Annotated in this window: 15 protein-coding genes and 2 pseudogenes; 9 read left to right on the top strand and 8 right to left on the bottom strand. The window is 71.9% G+C overall.

The window, feature by feature from the left end; translation table 11 throughout:
* Positions 1-126 precede the first annotated feature (126 nt).
* A complete protein-coding gene (locus ACFC0B_RS09800; RefSeq protein ID WP_376084316.1) occupies positions 127-3516 on the top strand; it encodes a BTAD domain-containing putative transcriptional regulator in 3390 nt (1129 codons plus the stop codon).
* Positions 3517-3585: 69 nt separating this feature from the next.
* Here ACFC0B_RS09800 and ACFC0B_RS09795 read toward each other — a convergent pair whose 3' ends face one another.
* From ACFC0B_RS09795 to panB, 3 genes are all read right to left on the bottom strand, one after another.
* Positions 3586-4398, bottom strand: coding sequence for an ABC transporter permease (locus tag ACFC0B_RS09795; RefSeq protein WP_376084314.1), 813 nt, complete (start codon positions 4396-4398; stop codon positions 3586-3588).
* Complete coding sequence (locus ACFC0B_RS09790) at positions 4395-5423, bottom strand: ATP-binding cassette domain-containing protein (protein WP_376084312.1); 1029 nt, start codon at positions 5421-5423, stop codon at positions 4395-4397. Before ACFC0B_RS09790 ends, ACFC0B_RS09795 begins: the two co-directional genes overlap by 4 nt.
* 205 nt (positions 5424-5628) lie before the next feature.
* On the bottom strand, positions 5629-6501 hold the full coding sequence (gene panB, locus ACFC0B_RS09785; protein WP_376084311.1) for a 3-methyl-2-oxobutanoate hydroxymethyltransferase: 873 nt from the start codon (positions 6499-6501) through the stop codon (positions 5629-5631).
* A 359-nt stretch (positions 6502-6860) separates the two neighbouring features.
* Between panB and ACFC0B_RS09780 the strand changes: the two genes are divergently transcribed.
* The 3 genes from ACFC0B_RS09780 (at position 6861) to ACFC0B_RS09770 (ending at position 10549) form a co-directional block, all read left to right on the top strand.
* Positions 6861-8501 carry an MFS transporter gene (locus ACFC0B_RS09780; protein WP_376084309.1) on the top strand — a complete coding sequence of 547 codons (1641 nt, stop codon included), beginning with the start codon at positions 6861-6863 and terminating at the stop codon, positions 8499-8501.
* Positions 8502-8622: 121 nt separating this feature from the next.
* Entirely contained in the window at positions 8623-9261 is a 639-nt protein-coding gene (locus tag ACFC0B_RS09775; protein WP_376084307.1) for a TetR/AcrR family transcriptional regulator, read from the top strand.
* A gap of 238 nt (positions 9262-9499) precedes the next feature.
* The gene (locus tag ACFC0B_RS09770) at positions 9500-10549 is read left to right on the top strand and encodes an endonuclease/exonuclease/phosphatase family protein (RefSeq protein ID WP_376084305.1); all 1050 of its coding nucleotides are present in this window, start codon (positions 9500-9502) and stop codon (positions 10547-10549) included.
* A gap of 24 nt (positions 10550-10573) precedes the next feature.
* Here ACFC0B_RS09770 and ACFC0B_RS09765 read toward each other — a convergent pair whose 3' ends face one another.
* Entirely contained in the window at positions 10574-12328 is a 1755-nt protein-coding gene (locus ACFC0B_RS09765; RefSeq protein ID WP_376084304.1) for an NAD+ synthase, read from the bottom strand.
* Between the two features lie 97 nt (positions 12329-12425).
* Here ACFC0B_RS09765 and ACFC0B_RS09760 point away from each other — a divergent pair, with 97 nt between their 5' ends.
* The 3 genes from ACFC0B_RS09760 to glnA all read left to right on the top strand — a co-directional run bounded on the left by ACFC0B_RS09760 (position 12426) and on the right by glnA (position 14566).
* On the top strand, positions 12426-12704 hold the full coding sequence (locus ACFC0B_RS09760; RefSeq protein ID WP_376084302.1) for a type II toxin-antitoxin system Phd/YefM family antitoxin: 279 nt from the start codon (positions 12426-12428) through the stop codon (positions 12702-12704).
* Positions 12704-13120 carry a type II toxin-antitoxin system VapC family toxin gene (locus ACFC0B_RS09755; RefSeq protein WP_376084300.1) on the top strand — a complete coding sequence of 139 codons (417 nt, stop codon included), beginning with the start codon at positions 12704-12706 and terminating at the stop codon, positions 13118-13120. Before ACFC0B_RS09760 ends, ACFC0B_RS09755 begins: the two co-directional genes overlap by 1 nt.
* A gap of 84 nt (positions 13121-13204) precedes the next feature.
* On the top strand, positions 13205-14566 hold the full coding sequence (gene glnA, locus ACFC0B_RS09750) for a type I glutamate--ammonia ligase (RefSeq protein ID WP_376084298.1): 1362 nt from the start codon (positions 13205-13207) through the stop codon (positions 14564-14566).
* 76 nt (positions 14567-14642) lie between these two features.
* On the opposite strand, the pseudogene ACFC0B_RS09745 reads toward glnA, so the two are convergent.
* Positions 14643-15026 (bottom strand): annotated as a pseudogene (locus ACFC0B_RS09745) (tyrosine-type recombinase/integrase); the annotation flags it as partial.
* A gap of 5 nt (positions 15027-15031) precedes the next feature.
* Here ACFC0B_RS09745 and ACFC0B_RS09740 point away from each other — a divergent pair.
* Together ACFC0B_RS09740 and ACFC0B_RS09735 are read left to right on the top strand one after the other, a co-directional pair.
* Positions 15032-15685, top strand: a pseudogene (locus tag ACFC0B_RS09740) (XRE family transcriptional regulator); the annotation flags it as partial.
* Positions 15682-16155 carry an NUDIX domain-containing protein gene (locus ACFC0B_RS09735; protein ID WP_376084296.1) on the top strand — a complete coding sequence of 158 codons (474 nt, stop codon included), beginning with the start codon at positions 15682-15684 and terminating at the stop codon, positions 16153-16155. The pseudogene ACFC0B_RS09740 and the gene ACFC0B_RS09735, both read left to right, overlap by 4 nt.
* Here the strand turns inward: ACFC0B_RS09735 and ACFC0B_RS09730 are convergent.
* The 3 genes from ACFC0B_RS09730 to ACFC0B_RS09720 all read right to left on the bottom strand — a co-directional run bounded on the left by ACFC0B_RS09730 (position 16152) and on the right by ACFC0B_RS09720 (position 18190).
* Complete coding sequence (locus tag ACFC0B_RS09730) at positions 16152-16697, bottom strand: HD domain-containing protein (protein WP_376084294.1); 546 nt, start codon at positions 16695-16697, stop codon at positions 16152-16154. The two genes, ACFC0B_RS09735 and ACFC0B_RS09730, sit on opposite strands and share 4 nt — an antisense overlap.
* A 28-nt stretch (positions 16698-16725) precedes the next feature.
* The gene (locus ACFC0B_RS09725) at positions 16726-17160 is read right to left on the bottom strand and encodes a GntR family transcriptional regulator (protein WP_376084292.1); all 435 of its coding nucleotides are present in this window, start codon (positions 17158-17160) and stop codon (positions 16726-16728) included.
* A gap of 433 nt (positions 17161-17593) precedes the next feature.
* Positions 17594-18190: a hypothetical protein gene (locus tag ACFC0B_RS09720; RefSeq protein ID WP_376084289.1), complete on the bottom strand. Its 597-nt coding sequence runs from the start codon at positions 18188-18190 to the stop codon at positions 17594-17596.

Raw genomic sequence — 18190 nt, 5'->3', positions numbered from 1 at the left:
TGAACGGACGGAAGCCGGCACCGGTTCCGGCCGGGCCCGGGAATCAGGGGCGGGTCAGGGTCGGGTCAGGGTGGAGGACCGGACAAATGTGCGTGGGGGACGGCGCCGATCCACCAGAATGGAGCGGTGCACTACGGCATCCTCGGCACCACCACCGCCCACCACGACGACGGCACCCCGGTCCCGCTCGGCGGTGCACGGCTGCGCGCCCTGCTCACCGCGCTGGCCCTGCGGCAGGGGCGGCCGGTGCCGGCCGACCTGCTGGTCGACGAGGTGTGGGACGCCGAGCCGCCGCAGGACTCCTCGGCGGCGCTGCAGACCCTGGTCGGCCGGCTGCGCCGGACCATCGGCCGTGACCGGGTGGGCTCCGGCCCGGCCGGGTACTGGCTGACCGACCCGGTGACCGACCTCGCCGAGTTCCAGCGGCTGGCCGACGAGGGCCGCCGGGCGCTGGAGCGGGGCGAGCACGCCGAGGCCGCCGGGCGGCTGCGGGCCGCGCTCGCGCTGTGGCGCGGCCCGGCGCTCGCCGACCTGCCGGACCGCAGCGGCCCGGCCACCCGGCTGGAGGCGCAGCGCGAGGAGGTCCGCCGGCACCGGATCACCGCCGACCTCGGCCTCGGCCTGGCCGCCGACCTGGTGGCCGAGCTCGCCGAGCTGTGCGAGGGGCAGCCGCTGGACGAGCCGCTGCAGTACCTGATGGTGCGGGCGCTGCACGAGAGCGGCCGGACGGCCGAGGCGCTGCGCCACTACGAGCGCACCCGGCGCGCCCTGGCGGACGAGCTCGGCGTCGACCCGGGGCGCCGGCTCCAGACCCTCTACGCCGAGCTGCTGGCCCCCGTCGAGGCTCCCGTTCCGGTGCCCGCGCGGCCGGCGGCACCCGCGGAGCCGGTACCCGCGGAGCCGGTACCCGCGCCCGCGGCGCCCGCCGCCCCGGCCCCGCAGGCCCGCGCCGCGGGCAACCTGCGCGGCCGGCTCACCAGCTTCGTCGGCCGGGAGAGCGACCTCGCCGCCCTGCGCTCGGTGCTGGCCGCCAGCCGGCTGGTCACCCTGACCGGCCCCGGCGGCTCCGGCAAGACCCGGCTGTCGGTCGAGGCCGGCCGGCTGGAGCAGGGCGCCGGGCACTGGCCGGACGGTGTCTGGCTGGCCGAGCTGGCCCCGGTGGAGCGCCCGGACGCGGTGCCCGGCGCGGTGGTCTCGGCGCTCGGCCTGCGCGAGACCGTCCTGCACACCGGCGGCAGCATGGTCGTCGAGGTGATCGAGGCCCGCAACGACGACCCGGTGCGCCGGCTGATCGAGCACTGCGGACGGCGCCGGATGCTGCTCGTCCTGGACAACTGCGAGCACCTGATCCAGTCCGCCGCGGACCTCGCCGACCGCCTGCTCACCGAGTGCCCCGGCCTGACCGTGCTGGCCACCAGCCGCGAGCCGCTGGGTGTGCCGGGGGAGACCGTGCTGCCGGTGGAGCCGCTGCCCGACCCGGTCGCGCTGCGGCTGCTGGCCGAGCGGGCCGCCGCCGCCCGCCCCGGCTTCGACCCGCAGAGCGATCCGGAGGCCTGTGCCGAGATCTGCCGCCGGCTGGACGGCCTGCCGCTGGCCATCGAACTGGCCGCCGCCCGGCTGCGGGTGATGACGGCCCGGCAGATCGCCGACCGGCTGGACGGCCGGTTCGCCCTGCTCACCGCGGGCAGCCGCACCCTGCTGCCGCGCCAGCAGACGCTGCGGGCGGTGGTCGACTGGAGCTGGGACCTGCTCGGCAAGCAGGAGCGCGCGGTGCTGCGCCGGCTGGCGGTGTTCGCCGGCGGCTGGACGCTGGAGGCGGCCGAGGCGGTCTGCTCGGACGGTGCCGAGGTGCCCGGGGAGGAGGTCGCCGACCTGCTGCTCTCGCTGGTCGACAAGTCCCTGCTGGTCGCCGACCTGGACGGGGACGGCCCGCCGCGCTACCGGATGCTGGAGACCATCCACGAGTACGCGGTCGAGCGGCTGGCCGAGGCAGGGGAGACCGCCGGGACCGAGGGGCGGCACGTCGAGCACTTCCGCGAGCTGGTCCGCGCCGCCCACCTGAACGTCCACGGCCCGGCGCAGCTGCACTGGCTGGCGGTGCTGGAACGGGAGCACGACAACATCCGGATCGCGTTGCGCCGGGCCGTCGACCGCCGGGACGAGGGCGAGGCGCTGGTGCTGGCGCTGGGCATGAGCTGGTACTGGTCGCTGCGCGGCTTCAGCCAGGAGGCCCGCCGCTGGTACGAGGCGGTGCTGGAGCTCGGCCCGGACCCGTTCGGCCCGGACGCCCGGCCGGTGCCGCTGGACCGGCACGTGCTGGAGTACCCGCCGCCGATGCCGCCGGAGGCCGCCGCGGAGGCCCGCCGGGCGGTCGTCATCTACCGGCTGATCAGCCTGTTCGAGGGCAACCTGGACGTGCTGGCCGACCCGGACGCGGTCGCGATGGCCCGCAAGATCACCGAGGCCTACACCCCGGACCTCCCGCAGGCCTACCGCTTTCCCGGGCTGATGCGGGTCTTCGGCGCCTTCCTGGTCGGGCAGCTGGACGCCATGAAGGACCTGCTGGACGACGCGGTGGAGGGCTGCCGGCGCTACGGCGACTCCAGCGACCTGGCCTTCATCCTGCAGATCCGGGCCAAGATGATGAACGACTGGCCGAACGGGGCGGAGCAGAGCACCCGGGACGGCGAGGAGTCGCTGGAGCTGTACCGCCGGGCCGGCGACCTCTGGGGGATGTCCCAGGCGCTGTCCGCGCGCGGCGAGTCGCTGGCCAACCAGGGGCGCTCGGCGGAGGCCGTCGAGGCCTACCGGCGGGCGATCGAGCTGGCCGAGGAGCTGGGCGCGCCGCAGGAGGTGCCGATGCTGCGGGTGCACCTGGGCGCGGCGATGCTGGACGAGGACCTGGACGAGGGGGAGCGCCGGATCCGCGAGGCGCTGGAGGGGATCCGGCCGGGCGACAACCAGGCGACCAACGGGGCGCTGCTCTTCGGGCACCTGATGCTCTGCGGCATCCAGGGCGTGCGCGGCGACCACGGGGCGGCGCTGGCCGAGCTGGAGGAGCTGAGCTGGACGCGGGTCGGCGCGTTCGCCCCGGACGTGGTCGGCGGGATGCTGACCGTCACCCGGGGCTGGATCACCGCCCGCGGCGGCGATCCGGACCGCGGGCTCGAACTGGTCCACGAGGGGCGGCGGTTGCTGCGGGCGGTGCAATCGAGCGCGAGCGGGTTCGTCGAGCAGCTGTCGGTGATGCTGCTGCCGCCGGTGGTCGGGGTGCTGGAGATCTTCGCCCGGCGCGACGGGGACCTCGACACGGCCCGGCGGGCCGCCGTGCTGTTCGGCGCGCACTCCGCGATGAACGGGCCCCACAACAACTTCCTCGACCGGGTGGAGCGGGAGCGGGCCGAGGAGAGCCTGCGCGAGCTGCTCGGCGATCCGGTGTTCGAGGCGGCCTGCACCGAGGGGCGGGGGATGTCGGTGCTGGAGGCCAGTGTGCTGCTCGACCGGCTGCTCGACTGACCGGCGGAACGGGGCGGACCCCGGGGTGCTCCCCTCGCGCACCCCGGGGTCCCGCCGTCCGGCCACCGCTCAGGTCCGTTTGCGGAACCGGGCGACGGCGAGCGGCGCGAAGACCGCGGTGATGCCGACCGACCAGGCCAGCACGACGAAGGTCGGGTGCGCGACCGCGCCCTCACCGTTCATCAGGGCCCGGCAGGCGTCGGCCAGCGCCGAGAGCGGGTTCACCTTCGTGAAGGACTGCAGCCAGCCCGGCATGGTGTCGGTCGGGGCGAAGATCGAGCTGCCGAACTGCATCGGCATCAGCACCAGCATGGCGACTCCCTGGACGGCCTGGGCGCTGCGCAGGGCCATGCCCAGCAGCATCGAGATCCACACGATCGACATGCCGAAGACCAACGACAGGCCGATCGCCGCCAGCAGCTCCAGCAGGCCGCCCTTCAGCTCGAAGCCGAGGATCAGCGAGAAGCCGATCAGGATGGTGAAGGAGAGCATGGCGCGGCAGGTCTCGGCCGCGATCTTGGACAGCAGCACCGAGGAGCGGCCGATCGGCAGGGTGCGGAAGCGGTCCATCACGCCGGTCTGGAAGTCGCTGTTGAGGCCGGTGCCGACGGCCATCGCCAGGGTGAGCCCGGTCTGCCCGAGCAGGCCGGGGATCATGTACTGCTTGTAGGCGTCCTGGCCGCCGGAGATGGCGCCGCCGAAGACGTAGACGAACAGCACCGTGAAGATGATCGGCATCAGGACGGCGTCGAACATCGACTCCGGGTCGGCCTTGATCCGCATCAGGTTGCGGCGGGTCAGCGCGCCGACGTGCCGCAGGTGGCCGGCCAGGCCGATCCCGGTGTCCTCGGCCCGGACGGGGGCGAGCGTGGCGGTGGTCATGCGACGGGCTCCTTGGCGAGGCTGGGGGCGGCGGCCGCGGGCGCCGGGTGGTCCGCGGGCTTGCCGGTGATGGCGAGGAAGACCTCGTCGAGGCTGGGCAGCTTGGTGTCGATGCCGGCGACCCCGAAGCCGCGGGTGCCGAGCACGCCGATGACGGTGGTCAGCTGCTCGTCGGCGGTGATCGGCACCGAGAGCAGGCCGGTGTCGGCGGAGAAGGTCGCGGTGACGCCGGTGTCCTGCAGGCAGCGGGCCATCTCGGGCAGCTCGGCCGGGTGCACCGGGCGGACCTGCAGGGTGCGGCCGCCGACCTGGGCCTTGAGTTCGGTCACGCCGCCGGCCGCGATCACCCGGCCGCGGTCGATGACGGTCAGCTCGCCCGCGAGCTGCTCGGCCTCCTCCATGTACTGGGTGGTGAGCAGCACGGTGGAGCCCTCGGCGACCATCCGCTGCACCTCGTCCCAGACCTCGTTGCGGGTGCGCGGGTCGAGGCCGGTGGTGGGCTCGTCCAGGTAGAGCACCTTGGGCCGGCCGATCATCGAGGCGGCCAGGTCGAGGCGGCGGCGCATGCCGCCGGAGTAGGTCTTGGCGGGCCGCTTGGCGGCCTCGGTGAGGGAGAAGCGCTCCAGCAGTTCGGCGGCGCGGGCCTTGGCGTCCCGGCGGGAGAGGTCGAGCAGCCGGCCGATGAGGTAGAGGTTCTCGTAGCCGGAGAGCAGTTCGTCGACGGAGGCGTACTGGCCGGTGAGGCCGATGGTGCGGCGCAGCTGCTTGGGCTGGCGCAGCACGTCGTAGCCGCCGACGAAGGCGGTGCCGGCGTCGGGCTTGATCAGCGTGGACAGGACGCGGACCAGGGTGGTCTTGCCCGCGCCGTTGGGGCCGAGCACGCCGAGGACGGTGCCCTCGCGCACGGTGAGGTCGACTCCGTCGAGTGCCTTGGTGGTGCCGAAGTGCTTGACGATGCCGTGGACCTCGACGGCGTTCCCCGCGGCGGGCCCCCGGTCGTTCGGGGCGGTGGAGATTCGTGTCATGCCCCCAAGACTGTCCGCCCCGGCTGTCAGCCCGCTGTCAGGGGTGCGCCGGGGCGGAGCTGCGCTGTCGGTCCGCTGTCACGCCGCTGTCATCCGGGCCCGGCCCGGCCGTGGCCGGGGCCCGGACGACGCGCGCCGGGGACGCGCCGGGGCGGCGCGTCGGCGGGGGGGCGTCAGCGGAACGCGGGCGTCAGTGGAGCGCGCGTCAGTGGAAGGTGTGCTCCGCCGCCGGGAAGGCGCTGGTGCGCACGTCCTCGGCGAAGGCGCGGGCGGCGTCGCCGAGGACGGTCCGCAGGTCGGCGTACTGCTTGACGAACTTGGGCACCCGGCCCGCCGTCATCCCGGCGAAGTCGGTCCAGACCAGGACCTGGGCGTCGCAGTCCGCCCCGGCGCCGATGCCGACGGTAGGGACGGCGAGCTGCTCGGTGACCTGCGCGGCCAGCTCGGCGGGCACCGCCTCCAGTACGACCGCGAAGGCGCCGGCCTGCTGCACCGCCTTCGCGTCGCGCAGCAGCTGGTGGGCGGCCTCGTCGCCGCGGCCCTGGACGGGGTAGCCGCCGAGGGCGTGCACGGACTGCGGGGTGAGGCCGATGTGGGCCATCACCGGGACGCCGGCCTCGACCAGCAGCTCGATCGAGCGGGCGCTGCGCTCGCCGCCCTCCAGCTTGACCGCGCCGACCCCGGCGTCCTTCATCAGCCGGGCCGCGTTGTGCATCGCCTGGGCCGGGGACTCCTGGTACGAGCCGAACGGCAGGTCGGCGACGATCATGGCGCGCTTGGTGCCGCGGACGACGGCGGCGGCGAGCATGACCATCTGGTCCATGGTCACCGGCACGGTGGTCTCGTAGCCGAGGTGGCAGTTGCCGGCGGAGTCGCCGACCAGCAGGACGGGGGTGCCGGCCTCGTCGAAGACGCCGGCGGTGAGGGCGTCGTAGGCGGTCAGCATGGACCACTTCTCGCCGCGCTGCTTGGCGGCGGCGAGGTCGCGGACGGTCACGCGTCGGTTGGTGACCCCGCCGTAGAGGGTGGCGGGCGTCGTCGCCTGCTTCTGGGCAGGCGAAGGCGAAGAAGCGTTCATCGAACAGGCTCCTGAAAGGTTGTCGTCTCGTGGCGCCGTGCGGCGTCCCCGGATCACCTCCATGCTTGCACGGCCCGGCGCGGCTGCAAAAGGGGCGGGTGCCACTCCGCTTGCGCGGCCCGCCCCCGGGGGGGTCGGCGGGTCTTTGCCACCGCTTTACGATACGGATTCGTCTCGTATCGAAAATCCCGCTACGCTGACCGCGGGGGGTTTACGAGACGAACGCGGCTCGAAATGCCCGCCCGTGCCACGCCGCACCTGCGCCACGCCGTGCCCGTGCCATGCCGCACCGCGCCGTACCGGTGCCGATCGGCACCGCGCCGTACCAGTGCCACGCCGTACCACGACGGGAAGAACCCATGACCACCGCAGCCGCGCCACCCCGTGTGCCGGAAGCCATCCACCGCCGCCGCTGGGCGATCCTGTGCACCCTGGTGCTCGCCCTGCTCGTCGTCGTGCTCGACAACTCGATCCTCAACGTCGCGATGAAGACCATCGCGTCCCCGGCGCCCACCGGCATCGGCGCCAGCCAGAGCGATCTGGAGTGGGCGATCAACTCCTACACGCTGGTCTTCGCCGGGCTGCTGTTCACCTCCGGCCTGCTCGGCGACCGGTTCGGCCGCAAGCGGGCCCTACTGGCCGGCATGGCCGTCTTCGGCCTCGCCTCGCTGCTCTCCGCGCTCGCCAGTACGCCGGGCGAGCTGATCGGCTACCGCGCGCTGATGGGCGTCGGCGGCGCGCTGGCCATGCCGGCCACGCTCGCCATCATCATGAACGTCTTCGAGCGCTCCGAGCAGCCCAAGGCGATCGGCATCTGGGCCGGCGCCGTCGGCCTGGCCATCGCGATCGGCCCGATCACCGGCGGCCTGCTGATCGAGCACTTCTGGTGGGGCTCGGTCTTCCTGGTCAACGTCCCGATCGTCGTCGTGGCGCTGATCGCGATGACGCTGCTGGTCCCCGAGTCCAAGGACCCGAACCCGGGCCGGATGGACCCGGTCGGCGTGCTGCTGTCCGTCATCGGCCTGGTGGCGCTGATCTACGGCATCATCAAGGGCGGCGAGCTGGCCGACTTCACCGCCGTCGAGGCCTGGGGCCCGGTGCTCGTCGGCGTGCTGGCGCTGACCGCCTTCGTGCTCTTCGAGCGCCGCACCGCGCACCCCGCGCTGGACGTCGACTGGTTCCGCAACAAGGTGTTCAGCGCCTCGGTGGTCGTGATCGGCGTGGTCTTCTTCGCGCTGATGGGCGTCTCGTTCTTCGGCGTCTTCTACACCCAGAGCGTGCGCGGCTACAGCGCGCTGGAGGCCGGCGTGCTGATGCTGCCGCTGGCCGCGGCCCAACTGGTGTTCGCCCCGCGGGCCCGGCTGGTGGTCGACCGCTTCGGCGTCCGCGCCACCTGCGCCGTCGGCATGCTGTTCATCGCGGCCGGCTTCCTCGGCTACCTGCTGCTGGGCGCCACCACCCCGATCTGGGTGCTGGTCGTACTGGGCCTGGTGATGGGCACCGGCATGGCGCACGTCATGCCGCCGATCACCGTCGCGATCATGGGCTCGCTGCCGCGCGAGAAGGCGGGCGCCGGCTCGGCGGTCAACAACACCTTCCGCCAGGTCGGCGGCTCGCTCGGGGTCGCGGTGCTCGGCGCGGTGCTCTCCACCGTCTACCGCGACGGGATGTCCGACGAGCTCGCCCGGCTGCCCGGCCCGGAGCTGCGCGAGAAGGCCGGCGAGTCGCTGGAGGCCACCCTGGCGATCGCCGCCCGGCTCGGCGACCGGGGCAAGGAGCTGATCGCCCCGGCCAACGACTCCTTCATCCACGCCATGCACGTGGTGGCCGCGCTCTCCGCCGGGATCACCGTGGTCGGCGCGCTGCTGGCCTGGTTCCTGCTGCCCGGCAGGGTCCCGGCCGGCGGGCCCGCCGGACCGTCCGGCGCGGAGCCGGCCGGCCCGCAGTCGGCCGCCCGGCCCGACGGGACGGCCCGCACGGCGGCGGTGGCGGACGCCTGACCCGCGACCGCGCTGAGCGAGAATGGGGCCCTGGCACCGGGAACCCGCCGGTGCCAGGGCCCAACGAGCGCGTGCGACCCCCGTCCTCCCTCCGGACGGGGCCCCAACCGGGAGATGTGAGATGAAGACCGAGCCGACGGCCGCGCCGCCCTGCACCGGCCCGCGCCGGGGCAGGCCCCGCAGCGAGGCCGCCGAGCAGGCGATCTTCGCCGCCGTCGAGGAGCAGATGGCGACCGGCACCAGCCTGTCCGAGCTGACCATCGAGGGCATCGCCACCGCCGCCGGCGTGGGCAAGGCCACCATCTACCGGCGCTGGCCCAACAAGGAGGCTCTGCTGGTCGACATGGTCAGCAGACTGGAGGAGCCGCTGCCCGCCGCCACCGGCTCGATCCGCGGCGACCTGGTCGCGATGATCGAGTACATGCGGCTGCGCGGCCTGGCCAAGCGCTCCCGCTGGGTGCTCAAGGCGGCGCTCGGCCAGATGCAGAGCTGGCCCGAGCTGCACGCGGCCTACCGCGAACGGGTGATCGTGCCGCGCCGGGAGGCCGCCCGGGACGTCATCCGCCGGGGCGTCGCCGAGGGCCAGCTGCGCGCCGACCTCGACGAGGAACTCCTCGCCGACCTGCTGATCGGCCCGATCCTCGCCCGCAGCATCCTGTGGGACGACTCCGATCTGGACGACCCCGAGCTGGCCGAGCGGATGGTCGACGCGCTGCTGGGCGGCCTGGCCGGCCCGGCCCTGCGACCCGTGGCCGCCTGACCGCCCGCCCCCGTCCCCCGACCGCCCTCCGCGCAGTGGTCTGGCTCACCAAACCGGGCCACGCCGGAACCCCGGTCCACCGGCCGGACGTCTGTCCCGGCATAGGCTGAGCCGGGAATCCGACCAAACCCGCACCAGTCCGGCACGCCCTCCGCCCACCCGGCGGCGGCCCCGCACCGGACCGACCGCGCGGGGCGGACGTCGGCGGACGGCGCGAACGAAGGACGGGAGCCACGGCATGGCGCAGGCGGACAGGGCGGACCGGGTGTCCACGGCGGAGGCCGGCGACCCGGGAACCGGCCCGCGCCCCGCGCCCGGACTCCTCGGCGTACGGGGCTGGGGCCGGGACGCCCGCGGCGCCACCACCTGGCGCCGCGGCCTGGTGCTCGCCGTCCTGGCCCTGCTCTCCGGCGCCCTGCTGGCCTTCCACTCCGAGGTGCCGAACAGCGTCGGCAACCTCGGCAGCCTGCTGGAGACCTTCCTGCCCTGGGTGGGCCTGGCCGTGCCGGTGCTGCTCGTCCCCGCCCTGCTGCGCCGCTCCGCCACCGCGCTGATCGCCCTGCTGGTGCCGGTGGTGGTCTGGGCCAACATGTTCGGCGGCCTGCTCACCGACAAGAGCGGCGGCACCGGCGACTTCACGGTGGTCAGCCACAACGTGGCGGCCGCCAACAGCGACCCGCAGTCCACCGTCCGGATGCTGGAGAAGTCCGGCGCGCAGATCGTCGCGCTGCAGGAGCTGGCCGGCCGGCCGCTGCGCGCCTACGAGTCCGGGCTGGCCGAAAGCTACCCGTACCACGCGGTGGAGGGCACCGTCGGGCTCTGGTCCAAGTACCCGATCGGCGACGTCCGGGTGGTGGACATCAAGATGGGCTGGACCCGGGCGTTCCGGGCCGAGGTCAGCACCCCGAAGGGCCCGCTCGCGGTGTACGTCGCGCACCTGCCGTCGGTCCGGCTCAGGGCCGAGGGCGGCTTCACCGTCAACCAGCGGGACGTCAGCGCCCAGGCGCTCGGCGACGCCATCGAGGCCGAGCCGGTGAAGAAGGTGCTGCTGCTCGGCGACCTCAACGGCACCATGAACGACCGCAGCCTGGCGCCGGTCACCTCGCAGATGCGCTCCGCCCAGGGCGCGGCGGGCGACGGCTTCGGCTTCAGCTGGCCGGCGTCCTTCCCGATGGCCCGGATCGACCAGATCATGAGCAAGGGCGGGCTGAAGCCCACCGACTCGCGGACCCTGGAGCGGGACGGCAGCGACCACCTCGCGGTGGCCGCCACCTACCGCTACCAGTGACGGCGTCCTCCCCGGCCCCGCCGGTCAGCCCCGGCGCCACCGGTTGGTGATCGGCAGCCGGCGGTCCCGGCCGAAGCCCTTGACCGAGATCTTCGGGCCCGGCGGGTACTGCCGCCGCTTGTACTCGGCGGTGTCCACCAGCCGCACCACCCGGTCCACCACGGCCGGGTCGAAGCCGGCCGCCACGATCGCGTCCCGGCCCTGGTCGCCCTCGACGTACAGGTCGAGGACGGTGTCCAGCAGGTCGTAGTCGGGCAGCGAGTCGGTGTCCTTCTGGTCCGGCCGCAGCTCGGCGGACGGCGGCTTGGAGATGGTGTTCTCCGGGATCGGCGGCACCTCGCCGAGCCGCTCGGCCTCCTCGTTGCGCCAGTGGGCCAGCCGGAAGATCAGCGACTTGTAGACGTCCTTGATCGGGCCGAACGCGCCGACCGAGTCGCCGTACAGGGTCGAGTAGCCGACCGCGAGCTCGCTCTTGTTGCCGGGCGCGAGCACGATGTGCCCCTCCTGGTTGGAGATCGCCATCAGCAGGGTGCCGCGCAGCCGGGACTGCAGGTTCTCCTCGGCCAGGCCGGTCAGCTCGGTGGCCGCCATGTAGGCGTCGAACATCGGGGCGATCGGCACGGTGCGGAAGTTCAGCCCGGTGCGGCGGGCCAGCTCGGCCGCGTCGTCCCGGGAGTGCTGGGAGGAGTAGCGGCTCGGCATCGAGACGCAGTACACGTTCCCGGCGCCGAGCGCGTCCACCGCGAGGGCGGCCACCACGGCCGAGTCGATGCCGCCGGACAGGCCGATCAGGACCGAGCGGAAGCCGTTCTTGCGCGCGTACGCCCGGGTGCCGGAGACCAGCGCGGACCAGATCTCCGCCTCGTCGCTCAGCCGCGGCGCGACCCCGGCGGACAGCGGCGCGGCGGGCGCCGGGGCGGGCTCGCCGCCCAGGTCGGCGCGGACCAGGTGCAGGCCGTCGGCGAGCAGCAGCCCGTCGGTGTGGTCGCTGCCGGCGGCCGGCAGGTCGAGGTCCAGCACCAGCAGGTGCTCCTCGAACTGCGGCGAGCGGGCCAGCACCTCGCCGTCCGGGGTGACCACGATCGAGTCGCCGTCGAAGACCAGCTCGTCCTGGCCGCCGACCATGTTCACGTACGCGAGCGTGCAGCCCGCCTCGGCGGACCGGCGGCGGACCAGCTCCAGCCGGGCGTCGTCCTTGTTCCGCTCGTACGGCGAACCGTTGATCACCAGCAGCAGGCCGGCCCCGGCCTCGCGGGCGGCGGTCACCCGGCCGCCGTCCTGCCAGATGTCCTCGCAGATCGCCAGCGCGACGTCCACGCCGTGCAGCCGGACCACCGGCAGCTGGTCGCCGGGGACGAACCAGCGGTACTCGTCGAACACGCCGTAGTTCGGCAGGTGGTGCTTGGCGAACCGGGTGGCCACCTCGCCCCGGAACAGCACCGCGGCGCAGTTCTGCGGCGATCCGGCCGGCCGCCCGAACCGCGGCGAGGCCTGCTCGGAGCGCCCGAGGTACCCCACCACCACGGGCACCTCGCCGAGCCCCTCCGCGGCGAGCCGCGCGGCCAGCTCGACCAGCCCGGCCCGCGACGCCTCGACGAACGAGCGGCGCAGCGCGAGGTCCTCGACCGGGTACCCGGTCAGGGCCATCTCGGGGAACGCGACCAGCTGGGCACCGGCCTCGACGGCCTGCTTGGTCCAGCGCACCACCTCATCGCTGTTGCGTGCGATGTCACCGACCCAGGGGTCGGTCTGGCAGAGGGCGAGACGGAGATTGGGCATGCCACCGAGTCTAATCGTCGATCTGACGCAATGTCTCGGCCGGGGTAGTGTGGGAGAACGGTCTGGACAGTCTGGACAGAGTTGGAGTGATGATCACATGAGATGGCAGGTGCAGGAGGCGAAGCAGAAATTCAGCGAGGTGCTCCGCCTCGCCGAGTCGGAGGGTCCGCAGGTCGTCACCCGCCACGGGGACGAGGTCGCCGTCGTCATCGACATAAGGGAGTACCGGCGGCTGCGGGGCCAGGAGGTCTCCTTCGAGGACTTCCTGCTGCGCAGGGAGGAGCCGTACTTCGACGACGAGCTCGCCGCCGAGCTCGACGCCATCGCCGACCGGCGGGGAATGCCTCGCCCGGTGCCCTTCGGAGAGGACGACTGATGGGATACCTGCTCGACACCAACGTGCTGTCCGAGCTGCGCAAGCGCAAGCCGGACCCGGCGGTCGAGACCTGGGCGGCCGGAGTGCGCGGCGGCAGTCTCTTCGTGAGCGTGCTGGTCATCGGGGAGATCCGGCAGGGTGTGGAGTCGATCCGCCGCCGCGACCCGGCCCAGGGCGAGCGACTGGCCGACTGGCTCTCGTCGGTGAAGCTCGGGTACTCCGACCGGATCCTGCCCGTGACGCAGGAGATCGCCGAGGCATGGGCGCGGCTGACCGTGCCGGACCCGCTGCCCGTCGTCGACGGCCTGCTCGCCGCGACCGCGAAGGTGCACGGGCTGACGCTGGTCACCCGGAACACCAAGGACGTGGCCCGGACCGGCGTTCCGGTGGTGAACCCGTTCGAGCCGGAGGGGTGAGGCCGTCCCCCGGAGGGCATCCCCGGCTTGATCCGCCATGATGGGCGTAACACGGGCGTAAAGAGCAGAGGTGAGACTGTCCCCATGGGCAAGCAGCAGGAGTTCGTGCTTCGGACGCTCGAAGAGCGTGACATCCGGTTCGTCCGGCTCTGGTTCACCGACGTCCTGGGGTTCCTGAAGTCGGTCGCGGTGGCGCCGGCCGAGCTGGAGCAGGCGTTCGAGGAGGGCATCGGCTTCGACGGATCGGCGATCGAGGGGTTCGCCCGGGTCTACGAGTCCGACATGATCGCCAAGCCGGACCCGACCACTTTCCAGATCCTCCCGTGGCGCTCGGAGACCCCGGGCACCGCCCGGATGTTCTGCGACATCCTGATGCCGGACGGTTCGCCCTCCTACGCCGACCCGCGGTTCGTGCTGAAGCGCACCCTGGAGAAGGCCTCCGCCCAGGGCTTCACCTTCTACACCCACCCCGAGATCGAGTTCTTCCTGCTGAAGAACCTGCCCGGTGACGGCACCGCCCCGATCCCCGCCGACCAGTCCGGCTACTTCGACCACACCCCGCGCGGGGTGGGCCACGACTTCCGCCGCCAGGCGATCACCATGCTGGAGTCGATGGGCATCTCGGTGGAGTTCTCCCACCACGAGGGCGCCCCCGGGCAGCAGGAGATCGACCTGCGGTACGCCGACGCGCTGTCCACGGCGGACAACATCATGACCTTCCGGCTGGTGATGAAGGAGGTCGCGCTGGAGCAGGGCGTCCACGCCACCTTCATGCCCAAGCCGTTCTCCGACCACCCCGGCTCGGGCATGCACACCCACCTCTCGCTGTTCGAGGGCGACCGCAACGCCTTCCACGAGTCCGGTGCCGAGTACCAGCTCTCCAAGGTCGGCCGCTCCTTCATCGCCGGGCTGCTGCGCCACGCCGCCGAGACCGCCGCGGTCACCAACCAGTGGGTGAACTCCTACAAGCGGATCTGGGGCGGCTCCCAGCGCACCGCGGGCGCCGGCGGCGAGGCCCCGTCCTACATCTGCTGGGGCCACAACAACCGCTCCGCGCTGATCCGCGTCCCGATGTACAAGCCGGGCAAGCAGGGCTCCACCCGGGTCGAGGTCCGCTCCCTCGACACCGGCTGCAACCCCTACCTGGCCTACGCCGTGACCCTGGCCGCCGGCCTCAAGGGCATCGAGGAGGGCTACGAGCTCCCGCCCGGCGCCGACGACGACGTCTGGGCGCTCACCGACGCCGAGCGCCGCGCCCTCGGCATCCAGCCGATGCCGCAGAACCTCGGCGAGGCCATCGACCTGATGCAGCGCAGCGAACTCGTCGCCGAGACCCTCGGCGAGCACGTCTTCGACTTCTTCCTGCGCAACAAGAAGCAGGAGTGGGAGGAGTACCGCTCCGAGGTCACGCCGTTCGAGCTGCGGAAGAACCTCCAGGTGCTGTGACCGCAGGTCAGGGTGGGTTTCGGGCCGAGTGAGGTCCCCGGGCCGGCGGCGTGCAGCCGCCGGCCCGGGGACCGCTTCAGTCCTCCCGGGCCGTCTGTGGGCCGTCAGGCATCGGATCGGCGGCCCATCCGAGCGTTTCGTAGAGCCTGTCGACGGCCCGGCGGGTCCGGCCGTCGCTGCTCGGCATCAGGTGCGTGTAGACGCGGAGCGTGAACCCGGGGTCGCTGTGCCCCAAGTACTTGCTCAGCGCCTTCACGTTCTCGCCGGCGTCCAGCAGGACGGTGGCGTAGAAGTGCCGGAGGGCGTGCATGCCGTCCTCCCGGGACGTCTGGTGCGTCGGGTTCGGGGATGATCCCGGCCGCGACGAGAGCGGGCTTCCACGCGTACGTGTTGAAGTCGGTCCGCAGCACTGGCCCACCCCTTCTTGGGAGAACAGCAGCCGTTTCGTCACCAGGGGGCCAAGGACGGGCGGCCTATCGGCGCTTCCGGTACGCGCTCGCCAACCTGTTGCAGCGGGACCTGTTGGAGCTGTGGTCGGACGAGCAGACCAGCAGCGCTACGGCCGAGGCCGGCCGGGCAGAGTTGGTGAAGCTTTACCCCCACCGGGCCGTCGTTCCGAAGGAGCTGTGGACCTCGCTCTACGCGAAGGCCACGCGGCACTTCGACCTGGTGGTCTACGCGGGCTTCTGGCTCTCCGAGGACCCGCTGTTCTTCCGGCTCATCCGGGAGAAGGCGCAGGCCGGTGTGCCTGTGCGGCTCATGCTGGGCGACCCCGACAGCCCCGGGGTGGCTCAGCGGGGCGAAGAGGAGGGGATCGGGCCTGCCATGGCGGGCAAGATCCGGAACGCGCTGGCCAACTACGCGCCGCTGTTCGGGCTTCCCGGGGGCGAGTTCAGGCTCCACTCGACGACGCTCTACAACTCGCTTTACCGTGCCGACGATGACCTGCTCGTCAACGGGCATGTCTACGGGGTCGGCGCCTATCTGGCCCCAGTCCTGCATCTATCGCAGGTGCCTGGGGGAGAGCTGTTCAGTGCGTACGCGGCGAGCATCGAACGCATCTGGGAGGGTTCCCGGACCATTACCTCGCCCCAGCTCGAAAGTGAGGCCGCCGTATGAGCCGGATCGACTACTTCCAAGACCCGGCCGCCCCGCCGGCGAACTCCGTCGTGCCGTCCGTCACCGCGGTGGTGACGGACGAGGCAGGACGACTACTGCTGATCCACAAGACCGACAACGACCTCTGGGCGCTCCCCGGCGGCGGCCACGACATCGGGGAATCCGTCGCAGACACGGTGGTCCGTGAGGTGCGAGAGGAGACGGGAATTGACGTCGAGGTCGACTCCGTCGTGGGCCTGTACACGGACCCCGGGCACGTCATGGCGTACGACGATGGGGAGGTCCGGCAGCAGTTCTCCATCTGTTTCAGTGCTCGGCCTGTCGGCGGCGCGTTGCGGACGAGTTCAGAGTCGAAAGAGGTCCGCTGGGTGGCCCCGGCGGACCTCGACGACCTGGACATTCACCCGTCCATGCGGCTGCGGATCACACACGGCTTGGACGCCACCCGGGTGCAGCCGTACATCGGTTAGGCCGTGGCGCGGGCCTGAATCAGCCGGCTGTCGATCCGGCGTGCGGCTGCGTCGATCTCCGGCTCGGCCCGCCGGATGAACCGGCCGACGATGCTGTCGGGCCCGTACCGGCCCACTATCTCCGCGATCCGGTCGGGCGCCGTTGTCGGTGTGCCGTCCGGCGTCGTCGTCATGTTGCAGTAGATCAGCGCGTCCACCAGGTGCGGCTCCTCCAGCGGGAACTCCTCCTCCAGCTCCCGCCGCAGGCCGCGCTCCTCCGCTTCGAGCAGCGCGCACGAGTGGTGGGCGACCAGCCGCACCACGCGCTCGTCGACGTTCTCCGCGCGCAGAAACCGCGCGCCGTCGAGCGGATGGAAGCCGGTGTCGACGATCCGCGGCGAGTAGCCGACGTCGTGCAGGACGGCGGCGGCCTCCAGCAGCTCCGCGTCCGGGCCGAGGATGCCGGCGAGGATGCGCGCTTTGTTGGCCACCCCCTTGGAGTGGGACCAGCGGCGGGGAAGGTCGGTGGACAGGAGGGACTCGGCAAGCTCGTAGGCCCGCACGGTTGTATCTGCTCCTCGTTGTTCGTGGTCAGGAGTGATCGGAGGGGAGGGCACGGACGCGCCGGCCCTTCCCATGTCGGACTTCGAGAACGCCAGCGCCCTCCAGTTGCGCGAGGGCCCGCCGGACGGTGCCTCTGGCGGCGCCGGTTGTCTCGGTGAGTTCCTTCTCCGAAGGGAGGTCGGCTCCGACATCGAGCGTCCGCACCAGAGCGGTGAGCTGGTCGAGCACCGGCGGCTTGCGCTCGGCGCCCACAACGACCCACCCGGCTCCGGGACGCGACGTGATGAGGCCCTTCGCCGCAAGGGAGTCCAGGGCGCGACGAACCGTGGTACGGCCAACGCCGTGGGTCTCCATCAGTTGGGCTTCGGAAGGAAGCGACGTCACTGTGGAGCTCCCGCTGATCTCGGTCTCGATCGCGTCGGCGATCCGCAGGTACGTACCGCGCGGGCTCCGCTCCGGCACTAGCCGCTCCCTTCTCCAGGCAGATACCTAGCCAGGACGAACGATCGTAGGGGTCAGGTGCCAGCGGCCAGGACGGAAGCCACAGATGGCAGTTGCCCAAGCCGTGGTTAGTGCCCACTCCGGGTGTCGAGTTTCCCTACCGGTTCAAGGGCGCGCCCAGCCGCTCGCCGCCGCTCCTGTCTTCGCCCCGCTCCGGCGGCGGCCGGCCGCGCAGAGCGGCTGAGGTCAGAACCTGCGGTGGCTGGGGCGAGCGGCTCCGCGGTTTTACCCACCTCTCCGGACCGGGACCAGCGTCGAGCAAGACCGGGGTCCACTCGGCCAAATTGCGGTCAGGCCCAAAAGCCCTGACCGAGTCGCAACAGCTTACGGCCCCCCGATCATGCTCGACCCCAGACCAGACAGGACACCGGCCAAAACCGCTCCGCCGCCGACGCTATCCCTGCAGTCTCTGGCGAAATTCATCCAAACGCAAAATGCAGCGGGCTAGGCTCGGGGACTCCTCTGCCGCTATTCGAGGTCGCCACATCGTGCGGCCGAATTCTCGAATATCAGACACATATGTAGGGCCGATCGAGGTTCCGCTATTGGGGCGTGGAACCAACCCTTCTCGAATATCCCTCTTGCGGGACCTTCGGGCAAGATTGATTAGATCCTGCTTGGGATCGGTCAGGAAATCCGGATTCCTGGGAATGGTGGACTCTGCAACGCCAAGAAATGAAGCAATGGCTTGCCTGTCGGCCAGCAGCCAGGCCTCAAGCTCGGTGACGGCCACGCGAAAAATCATAAACTCGGAAGGGTTGGGAAGCCATTGCTTTGTGCTTGAAACGACACAGCTATCCGAGTCGAGATCGACGAGGACGAACCAAGGGGAGAGTCGGGCGGCTTGATTGTAGGCGGCGAGCTTTTTCAGGACCTCGGCTCGACCTCGTTTTCCCTGGAACATTGAAGGAGCGAAGTCGCACTCCCGTAGAATTGAGAGAACGGCCCCCTCGTCAGACATGCCTTCAACGACGGCGGTGATTGAGATCAC

Source organism: Kitasatospora sp. NPDC056184 (genome assembly GCF_042268405.1).
In the GTDB taxonomy this organism is placed as follows: Bacteria; Actinomycetota; Actinomycetes; order Streptomycetales; family Streptomycetaceae; genus Kitasatospora.
Note: the sequence above shows the minus strand (reverse complement) of the source record. Positions and strands in the feature narration are given on the sequence as shown.

Bases quoted from the DNA above. Each gene is read 5' to 3' on its own strand.
- ACFC0B_RS09795 (WP_376084314.1), bottom strand. From the start codon at position 4,398: ATGACCACCGCCACGCTCGCCCCCGTCCGGGCCGAGGACACCGGGATC.
- ACFC0B_RS09755 (WP_376084300.1), top strand. From the start codon at position 12,704: ATGGGATACCTGCTCGACACCAACGTGCTGTCCGAGCTGCGCAAGCGC.
- ACFC0B_RS09790 (WP_376084312.1), bottom strand. From the start codon at position 5,423: ATGACACGAATCTCCACCGCCCCGAACGACCGGGGGCCCGCCGCGGGG.
- ACFC0B_RS09775 (WP_376084307.1), top strand. From the start codon at position 8,623: ATGAAGACCGAGCCGACGGCCGCGCCGCCCTGCACCGGCCCGCGCCGG.
- ACFC0B_RS09760 (WP_376084302.1), top strand. From the start codon at position 12,426: ATGAGATGGCAGGTGCAGGAGGCGAAGCAGAAATTCAGCGAGGTGCTC.
- glnA (WP_376084298.1), top strand. From the start codon at position 13,205: ATGGGCAAGCAGCAGGAGTTCGTGCTTCGGACGCTCGAAGAGCGTGAC.
- ACFC0B_RS09765 (WP_376084304.1), bottom strand. From the start codon at position 12,328: ATGCCCAATCTCCGTCTCGCCCTCTGCCAGACCGACCCCTGGGTCGGT.
- ACFC0B_RS09770 (WP_376084305.1), top strand. From the start codon at position 9,500: ATGGCGCAGGCGGACAGGGCGGACCGGGTGTCCACGGCGGAGGCCGGC.
- ACFC0B_RS09735 (WP_376084296.1), top strand. From the start codon at position 15,682: ATGAGCCGGATCGACTACTTCCAAGACCCGGCCGCCCCGCCGGCGAAC.
- ACFC0B_RS09780 (WP_376084309.1), top strand. From the start codon at position 6,861: ATGACCACCGCAGCCGCGCCACCCCGTGTGCCGGAAGCCATCCACCGC.
- panB (WP_376084311.1), bottom strand. From the start codon at position 6,501: ATGAACGCTTCTTCGCCTTCGCCTGCCCAGAAGCAGGCGACGACGCCC.